This window comes from Pseudoalteromonas aliena (assembly GCF_038155085.1).
GTDB lineage: Bacteria > Pseudomonadota > Gammaproteobacteria > Enterobacterales > Alteromonadaceae > Pseudoalteromonas > Pseudoalteromonas aliena_A.
Genome location: NZ_JBAKAU010000002.1, coordinates 247,118 through 267,312, shown reverse-complemented (window position 1 = coordinate 267,312; position 20,195 = coordinate 247,118). Strand labels below are relative to the sequence as shown.

Sequence of the window (20,195 nt, the reverse complement as noted above, 5' to 3'; positions counted from 1 at the left end):
ACAGTTGCTAATTAGTCTCTAATTGGCACTACTTTAATATTAGGAAATGCTCAATGAAAAAAACACTTATATCACTTAGCTTATTAGCAATGAGTTTCTCAAGTTTTGCAGAAGATATTAACGAAAGTCAGCTTCAAAGCTATATGAAAGCACTACCAGCAGTAACAAGCTGGGCAAATGCTCAAGACTCCTTAAAGGGAGTAGATCTAGGTAATATGCTAGGGGCGTCTTCGGATCAAACAGCATCAGAGCAAAGCTCACTAGCCAATAGCGCACTTAGTATCATAAAAGAACAAGATTTATACAAAAGCTTTGAAGAACTAACTAATCGTTACGGCTTTACACCAGAGCAACTAATCACTGTAGGTTCAGAAGTATCAATGGCTTACATCGAAAACCTTAAATCAGGTCTATCTGATGAAAATAAAGCTACAGCCAATAAACTAATGGGCGGCTTTCAAAGCATAAAAAACGTTAAGGATAAAGGCGCTAGCTCTTTAATAGGTTCATTGGGTAATGCATCAAACACATCAGAGTCAAATGAGCCAGTAGTTAGCGAAAACAACCTTGAACTTGTAAGCGAGTATATGCCACAGCTTGAGAAGCTTTTTGCACTATTATAAATTTGTAGCAAGAGAAGGTACTTTGGAATAATTTAACGAATTAGAAACACTTTAACATTGTTAAAAGCTTTCTATTTATAGGCGGATTACACATCTTGAGTATCGATAATATCGCTTTAAGTTATTTCACGTACCTAAAAAATTAAAAGGCTGCAATTGCAGCCTTTTAGATTAAAAACGAGTCAGCTTAGTCAAAAGTATGGTGGCGAGTAACGCTAAATCGATTGAGTATATGATGCACAACATACACTGCACATAGACTTAAAAGTATAGCCACTGACACTGAGCTAAACCGGTACAAAGCACTGTAAATTAGATCTTGCCCAGGCCCCAGAGAATTACCAAATAAAATGCCAAACGTAGTTAATACACCAAAACCAATGCCCGGTATACCGCCACCTAAAATATGAAAACGTGCAAATATAAACGACAGTATCCATAAAGTGATGATTGGAAAAAGTAAAAAGTCTGAGTGACTATACAAAAGCAATTGCGATAAAAGTGCAGCATTACAGCCAATAAGAGTGCCTATAGCACGTTGCCATGCAGCCATTCCTGCGGCTTTCCAGCACAATGAAAATAAAATAAGTACCGATGCTGCTTGCGCTGAAATAGAATCGTTTAAATCAAGTACCTGAAAAACCACAAAAGAAAGCGTAGCCACACTTGCACAAAGCAGTACTTCATGACGAATACTTTCTTTTGCTTTACTAGGCATTGCTCGCCCAGGCCGAGCCGTTACGTCAGGAAATAGGCCATGCATTATTGCTGCAATGATCACGGTTAAAAAAATAGCCAAACCGTTACTTAAAATAAGCGGGTAAATGCTAGTACCTTGATCAACATAACTTGAAAAGTGCAGCTGAATAGACAAACTCACCACACCTAAAGCACCAAATAAAAAGGCGCTTCCACAGCTCATTTGATAAAACAAAATACAAAAAACCGCAAACACTAACAAGGTCATTACTACAGGTAAGTGAGAAAACAACCCTTGCATAATAAGTACTATAAATGCACTAAACGCAGCCGAGGCAAAAAATTGTGTTATAACAGCGCGGCTAAGTGTAGGTACCATGCCTAATAACAACATTGGGTAAACGGTAAAGAATATACCGTTTGGCCAATTCATTAATTTACTAATTGTAAAACCAATGGTGCACCCGCCAGCAATACGCAATGCTTGGCGCAGGCCATTGGAGTCTAATTGTGGGCCTTGGCTAACAACTTTGCTCATAAGGCCTCCTTAATAAATATAATGTAGCCAGCTAATAAGCCTTATTTGTATTGAACCAAACCATTGCCCTATGCTCGACTGTGGTAATAATTGCACTGTTGCACGAGAACCACTGGGCATATTAGCAATTAAATCTTGATGATCTGTAAGCTTTAAATGAATTCGTTGACGCTGTGCATCACGTACCCAGCGATTACTGGTTTCGGTGGTGCTTAATAAGCCATTGGCACTTAGCTGTCCGCTACTTACACCCGCTTCAAACGTATCAAGTATTGCCTCGTAAACTTCACCAGGGCGGCTATCAAATACCACCAGTGCCTTAGCACCTGGTTTCATATTTGAAAGTGACTTTTCTCTAAAGTCGGCAACTAAATCAGCTTTTTTAGCAACAATAGCTAATAAAGGTTGCCCAGCTAAAGCGTAAGCGCCATCTAGCAGCTGCAAATTAGCAACGGTGCCATCACTTAAAGCACGCACCTGTGTGTACGATAAATTAAGCTCAGCTTGCGCTAATTGGTTAGCGCCATGTCGCATGGCTAAATTTTGTGAGCCACTTTCACCACGAGCTAACATAGCCTCAGCTAATTGTGCTTCAAGCGCTGCAACATTTGACTTACTCGCTTGAAAATTTGCACGAATACTTTCAAGCTCTTGCTCTGATATAGACTTTTGCTTAAACAGCTTTTCGCCACGACTTTTGAGCAACGCTTGTTCGTGTTGTTTAGCTTTTGCTGCACTTATTTGTGCCTCAATTGCTTTTACATTGGTGTCTAAACGTTTATTTTGTAACTTTGCATCATCCAGTGTTAATTGGGCTTGTTCTTTAGCTAAAATATATGGGTCTTGGTCGAGGCTAAATAATACATCGCCCGCTTTAACCGTTTGGTTATTACTCACTTCTACACTAGTAACGCGGCCACTAATTTGTGGAGATATTTGTACAACAGGATGATAAACACGCGCTTGAGGCGTAACAGGTAAAACCATATCTGCCACTAAATAATAGATAAATACGAAAATAAACCCTATGAGAGAAAACCTCACATAGCGTGCAAATTTTTGATCGGGAGTCATTTTTAACCTTACTTATTAACTTCAATACATTTGAGCGCGTTTTGTTCCATTTTGAGTAAACACAATGCCATAGCATCTAGCTCCTCAGTAGACAAATCGCTGTATAACTGTTTTTTTATGTCGCTAACTGTCTCTAACAAAGAATGCAAAATAGTGCCGCCTTGCTCTGTGAAGTAAATTTTTTTACTGCGCTTATCGTGCTCATCTATTTTGCGGGTGATTAAAAGCTGATCTTCTAATTGTTTTAAAGTACGAGTGAGAGAGGGCATTTCTATGCCTAAGCTGTTAGCAAGCTCAAGTTGAGTTAACCCTTCGCCGCGCATATCTATGTGCATTAAGGCTGTCCAACGTGATTGCGTAAGTCCTAAAGGCTCAACGGCTAGGGTAACGGCTTCACGGCATAACCGATGAACACGGCCCATATTGCCGATAATGGTTAAATCGAGCGTTTCGTGAAAAGGAGTTTGAGTAGTCATAACCACATTAATTTAGTTAGCATGCTAAGTATTTTAACATTAGTTAGCGTGCTAAGTAAATATAGAGGTATGCCGCAAAAAAGCCCCTTATTGGGGCTTAATAAACATTAAAAGTTAAGGAGGTTAGCTGGAGAGTATTGGTCGGTCAGTATTTTAGTGTTAGCTGGCCAGTCTTGGTTGTTTTTGGTGCTTTGCATATAGGTGCTTATTGCTTTTATATCTACATCGTATTTTTTTAAACGCGGTGCAAGGACGCTAATACGCTCGTTAAGTTGCGCCTGCGTTGGCATAGTTTTAATGCCCGCTAAAATAATACGGTTACTGCGATTAGGGCGGCTTACGTTAATAAAGTCACCAAATACGCTATGGTACGTTGCCGACTCGTGCTCGTATAACTTGCTGCTCGAAAACGTATTAGCTGCAATAACACCGCCATCGGCCAATACGCTTTGTACTTCTTCAAAAAATTCTTTAGTAAGCAAATGCTCTGGAATGTAATCGCCGTTGAATGCATCAAGAATGATCCAGTCGTACTTTTGCTTTTTAATAGCGGCACGTTTTATAAATATACGCCCATCTTGCACGCTTGATGTAACGTTGTCGGTTTCTATAAAGTTAAAATAATCGCGGGCTACTTTTAAAACGGCTGGGTCTATTTCAACATTATGAATTTTAGCTGCTGGGTAAAGCTCATGAATAACATTAGAAAGCGTCCCGCCACCTAAGCCTATAACCAGTACGTTTTTAGGATTTTGTGTTACTAAAAGGCTGGCAAACGTAAGCTTGGTATAATTAAAAACGAGTTTGTCGGGGTCATTTTTATACATACAACTTTGGCTTGTTTGGCTACTTTTGGTGTTAAATTTTAGGCAACGTAGGTCACGAGTTTCATCAACAATAATATTGCGATATAAAGAGCGCTCCTCATGAATGACCTCGCTCGTTGCTGCACCCGAAAATACACTTAAAGCCAAAAGTAAATATTTAAGCATGAGCCAACTCCTTATTACCTGCCAAGCTATTAATAACAATTGCAAGTACGCCAAGTAACCCAAGCGTAGAAGCAAATGCGCTAATTATGGTGTTTACGTCGAACGCCAGTACAAAGTAAAACGAAGTAATAATAGTACCAAGCGCACTACCAAGCGTGCTTACAAAATATAAAATACCCGCAACTTGGCCGCTCTTTTCGCTGTCGGTTACTAATAAACGAACAGAATAAGGTGAGATCATGCCTAAAATTATGGTGGGAATAAAAAACAAAGCCGTAGAGGCTAGCAAAGAGCCATAACGGCTATCTTCAATATGGGTAAAAATAAACTCCATTATAGGCTGTGAAAACAGTGTGATAGGCACCACCATTATACTCGCAACTAAAAATATTAAGCCGTATTTAGTAAGCGATGCATTTTTTGTACTGAGCTTGCCGCCGAGCAAATAACCAAAAGAAAGGCTAAGCATAAATACGGTAATTATACTGCCCCAAATATGTACGCTACTGCCAAAATAGGGCGCTAAAATACGCCCACCTAAAAGCTCAATACCCATAATGCAAAAACCACTGCAAAAGGCTAAAAAGTAAATTAATGCGTTTGTTTTTATGCTCATATAATTATCGTTAAGTAACCTAAATAGATCACCATACTAACGTGATGTATACAAAGCTGCTAATGCAATTTTTAAATTCAAAAAAGTCTTTTTGTTATAAAGTAACACATGTTAAACTTATCGTTATAATATCACATTTGTTTATTCTCTATTATCAATCATGAAGTACTCTTTAATTTACTTAGCCTGTTTAGGCATTAGTGCGCAAACACTTGCACAAGAGCAAACCGACGAAATTGAAAAAATATCGGTTACTTATAAACAAGCATACCGTGGCGACATTCCTCAAAAGCAAATGCCGCAGTCTATTGTAAGTGTTAGCAGCGCCGCGCTTGATCAAAAAGGCATTACCGAATTACAAGACGCGCTTGATTTTTCGGCGAGTATTTCGCGCAAAAATAACAGTGGCGCATTATGGGATAGCTTTTCGATTCGTGGCCTTTCGGGTAACGAAAACATGCCATCAGGCTATTTAATTAATGGCTTTAGCGGTGGGCGTGGTTTTAGCGGCCCGCGCGATGTATCAAACATTGAATATATAGAAGTATTAAAAGGCCCAGGCTCAGCACTTTATGGGCGCTCGGAGCCCGGTGGTACTGTAAATATTGTGACCAAAAAGCCACAGTTTGATTCTCAAGGTGAGCTAAAGCTAAGCTTAGGCAGCGACAGCTTCAACCGTGTTGAAGGCGATTACACTAACGGCATTAACGATACCACTGCGTTTAGAATAAATGGCGCGTGGCAAGATAGCGACAGCTACCGCGATGAGGTGTACACCAATAAAAAGGTGATTACGCCGTCTATTTATCATCAAATAAACGCATCGACCAGTGTAACGTATGAGTTTGAATACATAGATTTAGCCCAGTTATTTGACCGTGGTGTTGTAGTACTTGATAACGATTTTGACACCGTACCAAGCTCACGCTATTTAGGTAACCCAAACGATGGCGACACGCAGGTTTATTCTCGTGGTCATCAAATTACGTTAAATCACGACATTAATGACGAATGGTCGTTAGTTTTAGGTGCAAACTACCGCAGCTCTACATTAACGGGGTTTTCGTCGGATGCTGAGCTTTCGCCATCGCGCCAATCGTTATTTGACGATGGACGTACGCTTACCCGACAGCAGCGCTATCGCGACTACGAAGTAGAAGACACAAGCGTTAAGTTTGAAGTTAGCGGAAGTTTAGACACAGCCGGTATTACGCATCACTTATTAATAGGCGCAGATGCATATAAATACGATTTACGTACAGCGCTTTCACGCTACCGCGGCGGTAATGGTACTTATACTGTTGATATTCTTGAGCCAAATTACGATGTTGAGCGCCCAGCAGTTAGCTTACTTTACGAAAACGACGAAGAGCAAAACGCATACTGCATTTATGTTCAAGACCAAATGGATATTACCGATAAATTTAAGCTATTAATTGGCCTAAGATTTGACAGTGTTGATCAAGACATTTTAGAAACCAACAGCGGCGTGTACTCAACAAGCTCTGAGAGTCAAATAAGCCCGCGTGTTGGTGTAGTGTACGAGCTAAATAATGCACTCACCTTTTACAGCAGTTACTCAGAAGGCTTTTTGCCACTGAGTGGTACTGATGCAAGCGGCGACCCATTTGGTTTTGAATACAGCGATTCGTTTGAAGTTGGCGCTAAGTTTGAATACTTAGGCGTAAACGGTACTGTGGCATTTTTTGATGCGTCTAAAAGTAATATGTTAGTAGCAGACCCTGTAAACGTTGGTTTTTCAGCGCCTATTGGTAAAGCCGATAGTAAAGGTTTTGAGCTTGATTTAAACACCTATATTACTAATGCAACCACGTTTAACTTATCATACGCCTATATAGATGCAACAACCGCAAACGACATTATTAATGCCGATTGGGGCGTGCCAATTGAAAAAGGCAGCCCACTGGTAAATGTACCAAAAAACAACTTAAACCTTACGCTTAGCCACCAAACAGCATTAATGGGCAAAGAACTTGAGTTTGGTGCAAGTTACCAATACACAAGTAGCCGTTTAGGTGATGCCGCCGATTTAAGTTTTAGGCTACCAAGCTATCAGCTAGTAGGCGTGTTTGGACAAGTTAATTTAACCGAGCAAACCGAACTTAATATCAGTGTTAATAACATTTTTGATGAAGATTACGCAGAAAGTAGCTACAACGCTTTATGGGTTTACCCAGGTGCGCCAACTCAATTTAAAATGTCGTTAGCTTATAATTTTTAATAAAAATAATACCAATTCGCTTAATTAAGTGATCTATTTTGAGGCTGGAAAAACGTGTTAATAGCCAGGCAAAAAATTCGCTATTTAGTTGCTCTCGGCAATTGCTCCTGCATTGCTCTACCTTCTGCATCCATGCAGTCGTAAATGAGAATTTTTTAACGCAGATAGTGACACGTTTAGCCCCGCAAAATGATTAAGTATTATTGCGGATTGGTATAAACCAGTTTTCATCCTAAAGCGTCTTAGTGTAGTGGTTAAGGCGCTTTATTTTTTTTAGTCCTTTTTTATAAAGAATGCATAAGTTTATTAAGCCAACCATCGGCCTTTGATGGTTTGTATATCATTACAATGCTTTCACTATAGTGACTGTTAACCCCCTTTACAGTTAATTTTGTAAGCCCTAAATCGTCAATCACAAAGTTAGGTAAATATGCTAACGCCAAGCCACTTTGCACAACCTCTATTAATGCACTGTAGTCGCTACATCTAAATACAATATTGCGCGGGGCTATTTCATCTTGCCAGCCGTCGGAGCCTACACCTTGCTCTAAGCCGCAAAGCGGTGAAAACAGCGGACATGCAAAAGCCACGTGCTGTAGTTGATTTTTATTGAGCGATAATGCACCTTTTTGAACTAGCTGATGCGCAGCGGCCGCAGCCACACTAAACCCAGTATTAAATACATCAACCGCTACTAAATTAGTATGTAAGCTATTATTTAATGCCTCGCGAGTAACTAACGCAATATGCGCCGAGCCTGATGCAACTTGGCTTATGGCTTCACCTTCAAATACATTATTAATACGCACCGAGCAAGGCAGGTTGCTAAGAAGTGTAAGCAGCTTTTTAACGCCACTTTTGAGTAAAATGGCAGGGCCTGCAATAACCGCATTAAATTTATGATTGTCGCTTTTAAAACGGCTAGTAAGCTGCTGGTAATTATGAACTAAATCGCTACTGTGCTTAACAAACTCTTTGCCTTTATCATTGAGTACTAAGGTTTTACCCACACGGTTAAACAGCTCTGTGGCTAAGTTTGCCTCAACCTTTTTTAGCGTTTTAGACAGCGCTCCTGGGGTAATATTAAAATGCTTAGCGGTTGTATGCAGATTTTGCGAACCCGCTATATGAATTACTTTTTCAATATCGTCTAAATGCATAGCGCCAAACCATGTTGATTAAAAGGAAACAACTAAAGACTTATTATCGATTATTTATACATAAAAAACCAGCTTATAGTAGCGCTATATTTATTTTTGAGAATTAACATGAAATACATACTGCTACTTTTTATTTCATTAACGAGCACAGCACTTGCAAATACACATCAACACAAAGCCCACAGCTACGTGGGATTTCATGGTATGGCACTTATATTAGCGGGCGATAAAGTACTAGCTAGCCACATGCCGTTATACGCCCCACCACACAACTACCAAATAGTGTATGAAGTAACGACAGATGACACTCATCTTAAAATAATCAAAAATGCACTAAATGAATCAGTTAAAAAGCAAACTCAGATCACTATTTTACCAACTAAATTTGATTTGAACTTATTAATAAATAAGATGACACCCACATTAAAAACGACTGTGTTTAATGGTCATTTTGAGCGTGGAGGATACGCACTGTTTTCAACAAAACTAACTTTCAAAAATCCGTTATATGTAAAAAAGCTCGCTATAACTAAACCCAAAAAAGCAGAGTTTGATTTAATAAAGGTTTCAGCAACGCAAGGCTTGGTAATTCATAAAATACAAAGCAAGCCAAGCTATGACTCGTTAAGCCTAATACCTCTGAGTAATGGTAAATATAACGAAGAGTTAAAGTGTGATACTGCGGTAAATACTGCACTTAAAAGTAAGCTAGAGGCTTGTTTTAAAAATGCACCGAGTTATTTAGAAACCCGAGACTTTACAGCTTTATAAAGTATAACTTTTTAGTAAGTTTAAGATGATGAAGATTTAAAATTTTACAGTGACACCCACCGTTATTTTTGTACTTTAGTTATTTAGCAACTAAGATTTATTTAGCTCAATAAACAAACAGGTGCTACATGGCTATTGCAAGAAAACGCCAAATAAGTTTGGCCGATACAAAATACTATCACTGTATTTCACGCTGTGTACGCCATGCTTATTTATGCGGTGAGGATTCATTAACAGGCAAATCTTACGAACACCGAAGGGCCTGGGTAGAGCAAAAACTATTTAGTCTCGCTAAAATATTTTGTATTGATATATGTGCTTACGCAGTTATGAGCAATCATACGCATATTGTACTTTATGTTGATGATAAAAAAGCAAATAGGTTAAATGACAAAGCTATAGTGCTGCGCTGGCATAAGCTATGTAAAGGCACACTACTTACGCAAAAGTTTTTACAAGGTGAGGATCTTAGCAATACTGAACGATACTTTTTAAGCCAAACTATTATTCAATACAGAGAAAGGTTATCTAGCATTAGCTGGTTTATGCGCGTTTTAAACGAACATATTGCCCGAAAAGCTAACAAAGAAGATAAATGCACTGGCCGGTTTTGGGAAGGGCGTTTTAAATCACAAGCTCTTCTTGATGAAGCAGCCCTTACAGCTTGTATGGCTTACGTTGATTTAAACCCAATTAGAGCAAAAGTAGCTAATACTCCTGAAGACTCTAACTTTACCAGTGTACAAAAGCGAATTAAGAACGCAGAAGATTCCAAGCAGCCCAAACAACTTTTAAAGTTTGCAGGTAAGCCCCGTAAATTTATGCCCAAAGGTTTACCGTTCGAGCTTAAATATTACCTTGAATTAATTGAGCTCACAGGGCGCATTATTCGCAATGATAAACCAGGTTTTATTGAAAACACTCAGCTCCCTTTATTAGAAAGAGTCAACATATCGCCAGAAAATTGGTTAAAACTTACTACTGATTTTACCCGCGTATTTCACGGCGCCGTAGGTAAACCGCAATCACATGTAAGTTACTGCGAGCATTTAAATAAAAAACGACGAGTAAATTTTAGTAATTGTAAGAAGCTACTAGCCTAAAAATCTCCTTAATAGTTTTAAAACTGCCTAGCTGCAGGTTTAAGCATGCCCTTAATTTAGCTAACCACATTCATAACAGCACATTTTTAAAATAACCGCCGAAAAAGCCTTTAAATATGCCATTAGCTTATGAATTTTTAAAATTAGCTAGTTGATTAAGCCGAATTTTTAAAAAATTAAGATGAGTGTCATGTTAAGTTTATAAATTATGCCGATAACCCAATCAATACCATAAAAAGTTAAAATGGGTGTCATCTTAAAAGTAAGCAACAAGCGCTGCAGCTTCATTTAGCATACAGCGGTTGTTGCCATTTAATGCGTTAAATGCTAATTAAAACTCATAACTAATTTTGGCTGAAAAATTACGCCCAGGTTGTGTGTATTGGCTAAAATCAGCGCCTTGTGATTGCCCTGCAATTAGCTCAAAAGGTACATATTCTTTATCAAGCAAGTTAAGTACACCTACATTTAGCTGCCACGCTTGCCACTCGTAATTTGCGTATAAATCAAAAATGCCATAGCCATGCCCTTGTGTGGTTTTATCGCCATTTGCATCAAGTACTACATCCGATTGCGATTTAGCTAAACGCCAAGCCGCAGTCCAATTAATATTACCCTGCTCTGTGGTTAACAATATTGAGCCATTTAATGGGCTAATGCTGGTAAGTGGCTGATCGGTTTCTTTGTTTTCACCATCAACGTAGGCCACGTTTGCCTCTAGTAGCATATTTTCAGCTACATACATGGCAACTCCTGCTTCAACACCGCTTATTTGTGTTTCGCTAATATTTTGATATTGATACAGCGTTTTGTTTACACCAGGAATAAATGTTGGCTCAACACCCACTACAGCCGTTTCTATAAAGTCATCGTAGGCTGCATAAAAAGCACTTACATTTACGCTAATATCGCTGCTTGCGTATCTAAGCCCAAGCTCAAATGAGTCGCTGCTTTCTGGGTCTAAATCGGCGTTGGGGAGTATTTGATAAAACGGCTCTACACCGTGGCTTTGATAGGCTTGGTCGTGTGGTGGTATTTTAAAGCCTCGTACGTATTGCCCGTACCACGATAAGTTATCATCTACTTGATAAATAACACCTAGCTTAGGCGAAAAGGCAGATTCGGTAATATCATCAAGCTGCGCATCGGCGTATAGCTCATCATTTTTAGCCTCTAGGGTGTAGTAATCATATCGCACACCCGCAATAACCGACCACGCGCTATTATTAAACGACATACTGTCTTGTACATAGGCGCCAATTAAAGAAGTATCAGCCCCTGGGAATGCTTTTTGTTTTTGATCGGTAAAATCAACGCTGCCATCGGCTAAAATGCGTGTTTTAAAACGGGGGCGGGTGGTGTCGTATAAATCGATATCAATACCGTATACCACTTCGTGATCGGTGGTTTCTCCTTTAAGTCCTTTATTAAATACCGCTTTTAAACCTAAAATATTTTGCTCAAAACGATAGTCGTTATAATCGGTGTAGGTGCTTGCACCACTAATTTGATCGCTTTGCTGCTCGTAACTGCTATAAGACACTTGCCCGTGCCATTTATCAAACGCAGCAGTTGCTACTTCTGAATGATAATCGAGCGCCAACGACCAGTTAGTGTCGTCTTCTTCGGTTTCTTGAACGGCAGGAGTAATAACTTGCTCAGTTGTTTGGTTAAAGTAATCGAGGGTGTATTTAAGTGTGCGCTTTTCATCAAGCTGTTGCTCAAATTTAACTAATAAAGCGTCTGATTTCGCATCATAACCGGGTAAGTTTTCGTCATAATTTTGTACTTCTTCGCTGTCGCGGTGGCTATACACAGCGCTTACTGCAAAATCGCCTAAGTCTTTTGCAGCGGTAATATCGGCAGCAATTTGGTTGTTTTGACCTTGATACCCCAGTGCCATTTTTACAAAGCTGCTGTTATTTTTTAAATAATCACTAGGGTCTTTAGTGGTTATAACCACAATGCCACCAAGTGCATCAGAGCCATATAAAGACGATGCAGCACCTTTGGCGACTTCTACTTGTTTTACACCTGCTACATCAAAATAATTGCGGCCAACTAAATAGCCCCCTCCGCCTGCGTAGCCATCGTTAGTGCGTCGGCCATCTTTTATAAATACAACACGATTACCACCTACACCACGTACAGTAAGTGTTTGCGCGCCTGCGCCACTGCCAGTGGTTGCAATGCTTGAATCGTATTTAAACATGGTTTGTAAATCTACAGCTAGCTGGCGCTCTATGTCTTGCTCAGTAATAACCGTCACTGAGCCTGTTACATCTTTAAGCTTTTGTTCAAAGCGTGAGCCGCTCACAACAATATGATCGTCAATTATGTTTTCGGCAAATGCAGTGCCAGAGCTAAGTAATAAGGTTGCTATAGCAGTAAATTTAAATGCAGAGGGATTCATTTTAACTCCAAATGATAATAGTTATTATTTATGGCGGGGATGTTACAACTAAGTCAAATTAAGATCAATTAATTATGATAATCATTTTCATTTAGATTTAACTAGTTATAATAGCCGAAAAATAAAAGCCGGAGTTTGGAATGAAATACCTATTTATATTGTTTGCTTTAGTCGCTCAACCTGCACTTGCACAGGAGCGCGTTATTAGTGCTGGCGGCACCCTTACAGAAATAATTTATGCGCTGGGCAAACAAAGCACCCTTGTAGCGGTTGATCAATCTAGCATGTACCCGCAACAAGCTACGCAATTACCGCAAGTGGGTTATTACCGCGATTTAGCGGCAGAAGGCGTGCTTTCTAGGCGCCCAACCACCTTGTTAGCGCTTGAAGGCGCAGGGCGAAGCCAAGCACTTAAACAAATTGAGGCAACAGGGGTTAAACTCATTCATTATAAAAAGCCTACTTCTGTTAACGAACTACTTGAGCTAATAAAACACCTTGGTGACGATTTAAACGCCAAGCAAAAAGCGCAATCACTTATTTCTCAAATTACTAAATCGCTGCCTAAAAAAGCAAAAGCGCAAACGCACAGTGCGCTATTTTTACTCTCAGCTAATGAGCGCGGGCTTGTTGCTGCAGGGCAAGAAACCGTGCCTAATTTATTATTTAGCTATGCAGGCATTACCAATATAGGTGCTACGCATTCAGGCTTTAAAGCAATTAACACTGAGGTGTTTGCTGTAAACCAGCCCGACTTTTTAGTCGCCCCAGCCCACGTTGTACACAGCCTTGGCGGAAAGCAGGCTTTTTGTGAGCAACCTACATTACGGTTATTAAAAGCCGCGCAAAGCTGTAACTTACTTGTAATGGATAGCCTACTTTCGCTTGGCATGTCGCCGCGTATTGCCACAGCAATTAATGAGCTTAGCGAGTACAAAGCCCAGTTATGAACACCCTAACGTTAAGTCGCTTTGTGCCTATAACACTTAGCCAACCCCATAAATGGATGCTATTGGCCTCAGTTTTTATTTTTGCTTTGGCGCTACTAAGCATAGGGTACGGGCCTGCAGGATGGGATTGGCGTTTAGCCATTGCTTGGCTTGCGCCCGAGTATTTTAATCAGTTTGATGCGCTACAAATTAATGTAGTAATGCAAATACGTTTGCCGCGTTTTATGCTTGCTGTGCTTGTAGGGTTGGTGCTTGCCCAAACAGGCGCGTCAACGCAAGCGCTGTGTCGTAATCCATTGGCCGACCCATCTATTATTGGCATTAGTGCAGGTGCGGCCATGGTTGCAGTAGCATTTATTGCACTTAGCGCGCAGTTTAATTTTAACGCTCAGCTGTATTTACCTTATGCCTCATTTTTAGGGGCGCTTGGGGTAACCTCGCTGGTATATTTTATTGCCAAGCAACAAGGGCAAATAAATATCACCACACTTATATTAGTGGGGGTGGCTATTAACGCATTGGCCTTTGCGGTTATTGGGCTATTGAGCTTTTTTGCCGACGACAGCGCACTGCGATTAATAAATTACTGGACCATGGGCTCATTAGGCGGAGCAAGCTGGAGTACAATTATTCAAGCTTCGCCATTACTGCTTATTAGCCTTATTGGCCTTTGGCGATTAAAAGAACCAATGAACTTACTTCTTATTGGCGAGTCACAAGCTCAGTACCTAGGAGTAGACACTAACAAGCTTAAATTATATGTAATTATACTTGTTGCATTAGGTGTAGGTGCAGTTGTAGCGCTTACTGGTTTAATAGGGTTTGTTGGTTTAGTAGTCCCGCATATTGCCCGCTTAATGGTGGGGCCGCATTTACGTAATATGCTACCGCTTTGTATGTTAATTGGCGTGGTGGTATTGCTACTTTCGGACTGGTTAGCACGCATTGTAATAATGCCCGCTGAGCTACCTATTGGCATTATTACTGCGCTTTTAGGTGCGCCATTGTTTATTTATTTAATTGTTAAAAATAAGCGGGGCTGGTCATGATCGCGTTTAATAACCTAAGCGTTGGCTTTGGCAACCATACCGTTTTAAACACCATTAATGGCTGTGCTAAAGCAGGGCAGCTTGTTGCACTACTTGGTGAAAATGGCGCGGGTAAATCAACCTTGCTGCATACCTTAGCAGGTATGCATACCTTAGCAGGTATGCATACCTTAGCAGGTATGCATGCCTTTACTGGCAGTGTACTTTTTAAGACTAAACCGCTGGCTGCTTATACTAAAAACCGCCTTGCCACACAGCGGGCAGTGATGATGCAAGCAAACCACGTAGGGTTTGATTTTACGGTATTTGAGCTTATTGCAATGGGCCGCTACCCGTATGTAGAGTCATTAAAAATGCAAAGCGAAAAAGTACATAAATACGCCGCAATTATGGATCTAAGTGATTATTTAACTCGCCGCGTAAGTGCGCTTTCGGGCGGGGAGCAACAACGTGTGCATATGGCGCGCACTTTAGCGCAGCTAAACGCCTTTACACAATCGGGCGAGCCAAAACTCATGCTGCTCGACGAGCCTACATCCGCACTTGATATGCGCCATCAGCATGCTTTGCTCAGCTGTGTTAAAGCGTTTGTAGAGCAAGGTAACAGCGCCATTATTGCAATACACGATCTAAATTTGGCCAGCCTTTATGCAACCGACGCTATTTTACTGCACAACAAAAAAGTACTGCAAAGCGGGCCTATAAACACCGTATTAACAGAACAAAACTTACAACAAATGTACGCCATGAAACTGCACGTAAATCCTCATCCTTATAACGATGCACCCATGGTTTTTTCTCAACGTCAGGAGTTTTTATGAGAGAGCAAGCATTAAACGATGCACGCACCTTGGTTTACAAAACCAATGCCGGTGTTATGTCGACTATTTCTAATAATTTACACGGCTACCCGTTTGGCTCAGTAACTCCCTATATGTGCGACGAGCAAGGCCGTGTTTACTTTTTTATTAGCGATATAGCCCAACACACTAAAAACCTAAAACACGACTCTCGTATGAGCCTCACTATTTTTGATGCCGCCGACAGAGGCGATCAAAACGAGCACGGGCGAGTAACGCTTGTAGGCGATGGCTCAGTTGTGCCAAGTGAGCAAGCACACACTTTACTTAATAACTATATTGCCCTATACCCCGAAGCCGCAAGCTATCGCAATGCGCACGACTTTCAATTATGGCAATTAGACGTAGTACGCGTGCGCTACATTGGCGGCTTTGGCAAAATATTTTGGCTTGAGCAAAACGAATGGCAAGGCGAGGCAAAAAACTGGGACGAAAGCCAGCAGCAAAGTATGATTAACCACATGAATGACGATCATCAAGATGCTATGTCGCTCATATTAATGCAGCACTATAACGTTGCTGATAACACCCCAATAATGAGCGGCTTATTACCCACAGGCTTTTATATACAAAGCCAAAAGCGTAATTACTTTATTAACTTTAAAACCCAGTGCAACAGCCCATTAGAGGTACGTAAAGCGTTGGTTGAGCTAACCAATCAAGCCCGAAATAATTAAACTAAATACATGACGACATAGTTAACCTGAGCCCTGGTTAAAAGATTCACCAACTATGTCGTTATTTTACAAGCAAGCTGTTTGCTCGCCTCGCTTGCCTAAAGCCTTAAAAGCCGCTTGTTGGTGCGCTTTTTGTACATAACGAGGTGGCAAAGGATTAACCTGCAACTGATACCCAGTTTGATTAGCTTGCACACTTGTTACCGGCGATATCCACACAACATTTAACTCTGGCGCTAAACGCTTAATAACACGCGCTATACCTTCGCCATTTTTTACATGAAAATCGCCCGCTATATGCATTACCTGCGCATCTTTATGATTATTCAAATAGTTAACAATAGACTCCCCCATAGTTTCATCCCAGGTCACTTGCGCTGCATAATAGTTTTCGTTTTGACTGGGCGTACCATGGTGCATTGATGCCATAAAGCGTTGTTTGTAATCACTGGGCGAGGTATCAATAGTACTCGCAATGAAGCTTTGCTGTGTTTCATCAAGCTTATTTACATAACTAACCCCTTGCCTACCAATACACGTAACAATATTTTTAGGCGCATTTGCAGCTATTACATCGCTATTGTTTGCTTTTGCCAGCTCTATAAGCGCCCGATAATCGCTTTTGTAATTGGGCCATGCTTGAGTATTATCAATTAAGTACTGCTCGCCAATTTCACCCTTAACGTACTGGTTTAAAATAGGCTGATCGGCACGGCTAAATTGTTCAAGCGAAAGGGCTGTGCGTTTATTACTTTTGCTTAATTGCTCAAATAACTCAGCCTGAAAAAAATGCACACCTGGGTGTGTATGCCATTCACCTACTAAAACCACATCGGCATTTAATAGCGTGGGCTCTAATAATACAGAGCTAACAGGCTTCGCTTGTGCTTTATAAAGTGCTGAGTAATACAACGATGAGCTTTTATCAGGCGCCACAGTGGTTGTACTACAACCACCCAACCCCATAACTAACGCCAGAGTTAACATAGACTTTTTCATACACACCTTTCAAAACCTGTTAATACAAATAATTATCAATATCATATATTTATAATGCGTATTAAGCCAGCCAAAAACAGGACAAAATAAATAAGTAAAAACGATTAAATAACGCATTGTAGAGTACAGTTGATAGGCAGTTATGAGCGAGAAGCAGAAGGTCGGTTAAACTCGTTTTTGGACAAAAACGAGTTGCTACCAACCTCTTAAAGGTTTAGTATATTTCTACTCTTTAGCGTTGGGATGATTCCATGAATTAGCCTAGTCGGGCGATTAGCCAGACTCTAACTTATTGAGCACATTTAGGGTTGCGTTATAAAGTTTTATAACGATCCTTCGTGCCTCAGGAGCGCTATAAAACTTTATAACGCTTCCTCTAGTAAAGAGTGTAAAAGAAGCGAACATTTAGTTCGCTTCTTTGTTTTCAAGAGAATGGATTTTGTCAGCAGAGTATGAAAAGGCCTTACAAGAACAGTTTGGCAGGTTAAACAAAGACAACTTTAAAGTTCAATTCGCAATCAAAACACTATTTGTTTGTGGCGGTATAGTACACCCTGTAGACAAACAACTTCCTCCCGGTAGTTTTCGAGATAGACTAATGCGGTATACCGCAGAAAAAGGCATTGAGTTTCACGACTATATTGTTTTAGCCGAAGAGTTCAAAGATTACTATGTAGATGGTAACTATCGTGACTTACTAACTTTTGAAGATGATATAGCCAGTTTATCAACATTAGTAATTATATTTCTTGAAAGCGCTGGCTCGTTAGTTGAGCTAGGGCTTTATTGTTCTAGGCCTGCATTTTTTAAAAAACTTCTAGTTGTTGTTCCGAAGGATGAATTGGAAACAGAGGATTCATTCATCTATTTGGGTCCATTAAAATTTATCGAAAGCAAAGTTGAAAATTCATTTTGCACATATCCGTTCCCTTCACGGAATGATAGCGTTCAAGAAAATGAACCTGAATATGACGACTATTACTTAGAAGATCTTTGTCATAATGTTGAAGAAAAAATTAAAAACACTCATAAAACAGAAAATTTTAAAGAAAAAATTTCTGGCCACATTTCGTATTTAATTGCGGAAATTATTCGACTGTCTTTTCCCATTATGCTGGGTGAAATAGAAAAAGTATTAAAACACTTAGGAATCGAAGTACAACAAGGCACTCTCCAACGAATCTTATATCTACTTAGAAAAATGAGATTTATTGACAAAGAAAGAGAAAGCACCAATACATATTATTACCCTATTCATCGCGATAAAAAATTAGTAAATTTTGGCCGAACAACGGATAACAAAATAATAGATGACTCCACATTAACAATGGCATTACGTCTGACATATGTCACCGACGATTCGCAACTTGCAAGAAGAAGAGTGAATGTACTGCAAAACGTCGCTCCCAAAATGGAAGAAGGTAACTAATGGATATAATGCTATTGTTAAAAACAATGCTAGTTATTAGTGAGTCAGAAATTCTAAAGTTTTCTGCAACAGCGCCACATAGGTATAAGAAATACCGCATCCCTAAGCGAAACGGTAATGGGACAAGAAGAATTGCGCACCCTTCAAAAGAGTTAAAATTCATTCAACGACTTATTGTCAATAAATTAGAAAGCATATTACCTGTGCATGACTCAGCAAAAGCATATAAAAAAGGGGTTAGCATTAAAGATAATGCGCTTGCGCATAAAAATACCCGATACATGCTAAAAATGGACTTTAAAGATTTTTTCCCAAGCATTGAGCCACAACTATTCTTTAAAGTAGCAAGCAGTTGCGGGATAAACTTTTCGAACCCAGATAAGGAATTGCTTTCAAATTTACTGTTTTACAAGTTAACTCGCAGAAGTAGACTGAAACTTAGTATTGGCGCACCCAGTTCGCCATTAATTTCTAATTTTGTTATGTATTTTTTTGATGCTGCAATTTATGAGTATTGCTCAGAATTAGGAGTAAATTATACCCGTTATGCAGATGACCTAACATTTTCAACAAATAGAAAAGAGGTTCTGTTTGAATTCCCCAAAGTTATTAGCGATCAATTAAAAAAGCACTGTAATGGTTCAATCAAAGTTAACTCAAATAAAACTGTTTTTTCTTCAAAGGGACATAATCGGCACGTCACTGGAATTACAATAACCAATGACTCAAAACTTTCGCTAGGCCGCTCAAAAAAGCGCACGATATCGTCATTAATCCATAAATACAGTTTGGGCATTTTAACTAACGAACAGAAAGACTGTTTACGAGGCCATATATCGTTCGCCAAATTTGTTGAACCAGCTTTCTTTATCCGAATGGAAAAAAAGTATGGTAAAGAAGTAATTCAATCAATATTTTCAGATTAGATTTATAATTTTTGTAGCTTGTTTTGGGGCAGAAATGGTTACGGCTGATAGTCGGCTTATGGCACTCTCCAGCCATTCAACAACATAAAATGTTGATAATAATTGGCAAGGTATTTTACTGTGTCGGATGGCGCTTCGTTTATCCGACCTACACTGGCACATACACAGCTGTCAGATTTAATTTAACAACTATCATCCCTTAAAATTAGCGACCTACTTATGATGAGTTAACTATTAATTTTAATAACCGCTAACATATCGTCGTCATCCTCATCGAGGCCAACGTCTTCAAACCCAAAGCTTGAATAAAAGTCTTTAGCTATTGGGTTTTGCGGGTTATAACAAATCTCGATTTGTTCAAGCTTAGAAATTGTTTTAATCTCTTCAATTGCCATAGCCAGTGCTTTGCGCCCAATGCCTTTATTTTGATGAGTTTGATCAACCATAAAGCGCCAAATAGAAACCTTTGTAGGGGTTTCTTGCACCCACATAAAAAAACCGACCGGCACAGCATTTAAGTAAATAACCTGAACTTTGGTTAAGAGGTTTACTAACGTATTGAGTCAAAAGTGATATTTATGCTTATTCTCTCTAGCCA

At 39.7% G+C, this 20,195-nt stretch carries 18 protein-coding genes and 1 pseudogene; 10 read left to right on the top strand and 9 right to left on the bottom strand.

The window, feature by feature from the left end; all coding sequences use genetic code 11:
• Positions 1–53 precede the first annotated feature (53 nt).
• Positions 54–623, top strand: a complete 570-nt coding sequence (locus V6260_RS03985) for a short-chain dehydrogenase (protein ID WP_341592779.1) — start codon at positions 54–56, stop codon at positions 621–623.
• 187 nt (positions 624–810) lie between these two features.
• Here the strand turns inward: V6260_RS03985 and V6260_RS03980 are convergent, their stop codons facing one another.
• From V6260_RS03980 to V6260_RS03960, 5 genes are all read right to left on the bottom strand, one after another.
• Positions 811–1,860 (bottom strand): DUF2955 domain-containing protein, encoded by a 1,050-nt coding sequence (locus V6260_RS03980; protein ID WP_341592778.1) that lies wholly within the window; start codon positions 1,858–1,860, stop codon positions 811–813.
• Between the two features lie 9 nt (positions 1,861–1,869).
• A complete protein-coding gene (locus tag V6260_RS03975) occupies positions 1,870–2,934 on the bottom strand; it encodes an HlyD family secretion protein (protein ID WP_341592777.1) in 1,065 nt (354 codons plus the stop codon).
• An 8-nt stretch (positions 2,935–2,942) separates the two neighbouring features.
• Positions 2,943–3,410 carry a MarR family transcriptional regulator gene (locus V6260_RS03970; RefSeq protein WP_211001089.1) on the bottom strand — a complete coding sequence of 156 codons (468 nt, stop codon included), beginning with the start codon at positions 3,408–3,410 and terminating at the stop codon, positions 2,943–2,945.
• Between the two features lie 107 nt (positions 3,411–3,517).
• Complete coding sequence (locus V6260_RS03965; RefSeq protein WP_341592776.1) at positions 3,518–4,402, bottom strand: fused MFS/spermidine synthase; 885 nt, start codon at positions 4,400–4,402, stop codon at positions 3,518–3,520.
• On the bottom strand, positions 4,395–5,018 hold the full coding sequence (locus tag V6260_RS03960; protein ID WP_211015451.1) for a fused MFS/spermidine synthase: 624 nt from the start codon (positions 5,016–5,018) through the stop codon (positions 4,395–4,397). Before V6260_RS03960 ends, V6260_RS03965 begins: the two co-directional genes overlap by 8 nt.
• Before the next feature lie 160 nt (positions 5,019–5,178).
• Here V6260_RS03960 and V6260_RS03955 point away from each other — a divergent pair, with 160 nt between their 5' ends.
• Positions 5,179–7,260 (top strand): TonB-dependent siderophore receptor, encoded by a 2,082-nt coding sequence (locus V6260_RS03955; protein WP_341592775.1) that lies wholly within the window; start codon positions 5,179–5,181, stop codon positions 7,258–7,260.
• 284 nt (positions 7,261–7,544) lie between these two features.
• On the opposite strand, the gene V6260_RS03950 is transcribed toward V6260_RS03955, so the two are convergent.
• Positions 7,545–8,420, bottom strand: coding sequence for a LysR family transcriptional regulator (locus tag V6260_RS03950; RefSeq protein ID WP_341592774.1), 876 nt, complete (start codon positions 8,418–8,420; stop codon positions 7,545–7,547).
• Positions 8,421–8,528: 108 nt separating this feature from the next.
• Between V6260_RS03950 and V6260_RS03945 the strand changes: the two genes are divergently transcribed.
• The gene (locus V6260_RS03945) at positions 8,529–9,191 is read left to right on the top strand and encodes a hypothetical protein (protein WP_341592773.1); all 663 of its coding nucleotides are present in this window, start codon (positions 8,529–8,531) and stop codon (positions 9,189–9,191) included.
• Between the two features lie 128 nt (positions 9,192–9,319).
• Positions 9,320–10,294, top strand: coding sequence for a transposase (locus V6260_RS03940; protein ID WP_341592772.1), 975 nt, complete (start codon positions 9,320–9,322; stop codon positions 10,292–10,294).
• Between the two features lie 331 nt (positions 10,295–10,625).
• Here the strand turns inward: V6260_RS03940 and V6260_RS03935 are convergent, their stop codons facing one another.
• Positions 10,626–12,707: a TonB-dependent hemoglobin/transferrin/lactoferrin family receptor gene (locus V6260_RS03935; RefSeq protein ID WP_341592771.1), complete on the bottom strand. Its 2,082-nt coding sequence runs from the start codon at positions 12,705–12,707 to the stop codon at positions 10,626–10,628.
• Positions 12,708–12,847: 140 nt separating this feature from the next.
• Here V6260_RS03935 and V6260_RS03930 point away from each other — a divergent pair, with 140 nt between their 5' ends.
• The 4 genes from V6260_RS03930 to V6260_RS03915 are packed head-to-tail and all read left to right on the top strand — an operon-like array spanning position 12,848 to position 16,243.
• A complete protein-coding gene (locus V6260_RS03930) occupies positions 12,848–13,657 on the top strand; it encodes a heme/hemin ABC transporter substrate-binding protein (RefSeq protein ID WP_341592770.1) in 810 nt (269 codons plus the stop codon).
• Positions 13,654–14,706: an iron ABC transporter permease gene (locus tag V6260_RS03925; protein ID WP_341592769.1), complete on the top strand. Its 1,053-nt coding sequence runs from the start codon at positions 13,654–13,656 to the stop codon at positions 14,704–14,706. Before V6260_RS03930 ends, V6260_RS03925 begins: the two co-directional genes overlap by 4 nt.
• Positions 14,703–15,527 carry an ATP-binding cassette domain-containing protein gene (locus V6260_RS03920; protein ID WP_341592768.1) on the top strand — a complete coding sequence of 275 codons (825 nt, stop codon included), beginning with the start codon at positions 14,703–14,705 and terminating at the stop codon, positions 15,525–15,527. Before V6260_RS03925 ends, V6260_RS03920 begins: the two co-directional genes overlap by 4 nt.
• Positions 15,524–16,243, top strand: a complete 720-nt coding sequence (locus tag V6260_RS03915; protein ID WP_341592767.1) for a HugZ family protein — start codon at positions 15,524–15,526, stop codon at positions 16,241–16,243. Before V6260_RS03920 ends, V6260_RS03915 begins: the two co-directional genes overlap by 4 nt.
• A 66-nt stretch (positions 16,244–16,309) precedes the next feature.
• Here V6260_RS03915 and V6260_RS03910 read toward each other — a convergent pair whose 3' ends face one another.
• On the bottom strand, positions 16,310–17,242 hold the full coding sequence (locus tag V6260_RS03910) for a ChaN family lipoprotein (protein WP_341592766.1): 933 nt from the start codon (positions 17,240–17,242) through the stop codon (positions 16,310–16,312).
• A gap of 439 nt (positions 17,243–17,681) precedes the next feature.
• Between V6260_RS03910 and V6260_RS03905 the strand changes: the two genes are divergently transcribed.
• Complete coding sequence (locus tag V6260_RS03905; RefSeq protein ID WP_341592765.1) at positions 17,682–18,671, top strand: retron St85 family effector protein; 990 nt, start codon at positions 17,682–17,684, stop codon at positions 18,669–18,671.
• Positions 18,671–19,597, top strand: a complete 927-nt coding sequence (locus V6260_RS03900; RefSeq protein ID WP_341592764.1) for a retron St85 family RNA-directed DNA polymerase — start codon at positions 18,671–18,673, stop codon at positions 19,595–19,597. The genes V6260_RS03905 and V6260_RS03900 overlap by 1 nt, the downstream gene beginning before the upstream one ends.
• Positions 19,598–19,824: 227 nt before the next feature.
• Here the strand turns inward: V6260_RS03900 and V6260_RS03895 are convergent.
• Positions 19,825–20,127, bottom strand: a pseudogene (locus V6260_RS03895) (GNAT family N-acetyltransferase); the annotation flags it as partial.
• Positions 20,128–20,195 lie beyond the last annotated feature (68 nt).

Coding starts and splice junctions, on each gene's coding strand:
- V6260_RS03985 (WP_341592779.1), top strand. CDS start 54: ATGAAAAAAACACTTATATCACTTAGCTTATTAGCAATGAGTTTCTCA.
- V6260_RS03980 (WP_341592778.1), bottom strand. CDS start 1,860: ATGAGCAAAGTTGTTAGCCAAGGCCCACAATTAGACTCCAATGGCCTG.
- V6260_RS03975 (WP_341592777.1), bottom strand. CDS start 2,934: ATGACTCCCGATCAAAAATTTGCACGCTATGTGAGGTTTTCTCTCATA.
- V6260_RS03970 (WP_211001089.1), bottom strand. CDS start 3,410: ATGACTACTCAAACTCCTTTTCACGAAACGCTCGATTTAACCATTATC.
- V6260_RS03965 (WP_341592776.1), bottom strand. CDS start 4,402: ATGCTTAAATATTTACTTTTGGCTTTAAGTGTATTTTCGGGTGCAGCA.
- V6260_RS03960 (WP_211015451.1), bottom strand. CDS start 5,018: ATGAGCATAAAAACAAACGCATTAATTTACTTTTTAGCCTTTTGCAGT.
- V6260_RS03955 (WP_341592775.1), top strand. CDS start 5,179: ATGAAGTACTCTTTAATTTACTTAGCCTGTTTAGGCATTAGTGCGCAA.
- V6260_RS03950 (WP_341592774.1), bottom strand. CDS start 8,420: ATGCATTTAGACGATATTGAAAAAGTAATTCATATAGCGGGTTCGCAA.
- V6260_RS03945 (WP_341592773.1), top strand. CDS start 8,529: ATGAAATACATACTGCTACTTTTTATTTCATTAACGAGCACAGCACTT.
- V6260_RS03940 (WP_341592772.1), top strand. CDS start 9,320: ATGGCTATTGCAAGAAAACGCCAAATAAGTTTGGCCGATACAAAATAC.
- V6260_RS03935 (WP_341592771.1), bottom strand. CDS start 12,707: ATGAATCCCTCTGCATTTAAATTTACTGCTATAGCAACCTTATTACTT.
- V6260_RS03930 (WP_341592770.1), top strand. CDS start 12,848: ATGAAATACCTATTTATATTGTTTGCTTTAGTCGCTCAACCTGCACTT.
- V6260_RS03925 (WP_341592769.1), top strand. CDS start 13,654: ATGAACACCCTAACGTTAAGTCGCTTTGTGCCTATAACACTTAGCCAA.
- V6260_RS03920 (WP_341592768.1), top strand. CDS start 14,703: ATGATCGCGTTTAATAACCTAAGCGTTGGCTTTGGCAACCATACCGTT.
- V6260_RS03915 (WP_341592767.1), top strand. CDS start 15,524: ATGAGAGAGCAAGCATTAAACGATGCACGCACCTTGGTTTACAAAACC.
- V6260_RS03910 (WP_341592766.1), bottom strand. CDS start 17,242: ATGAAAAAGTCTATGTTAACTCTGGCGTTAGTTATGGGGTTGGGTGGT.
- V6260_RS03900 (WP_341592764.1), top strand. CDS start 18,671: ATGGATATAATGCTATTGTTAAAAACAATGCTAGTTATTAGTGAGTCA.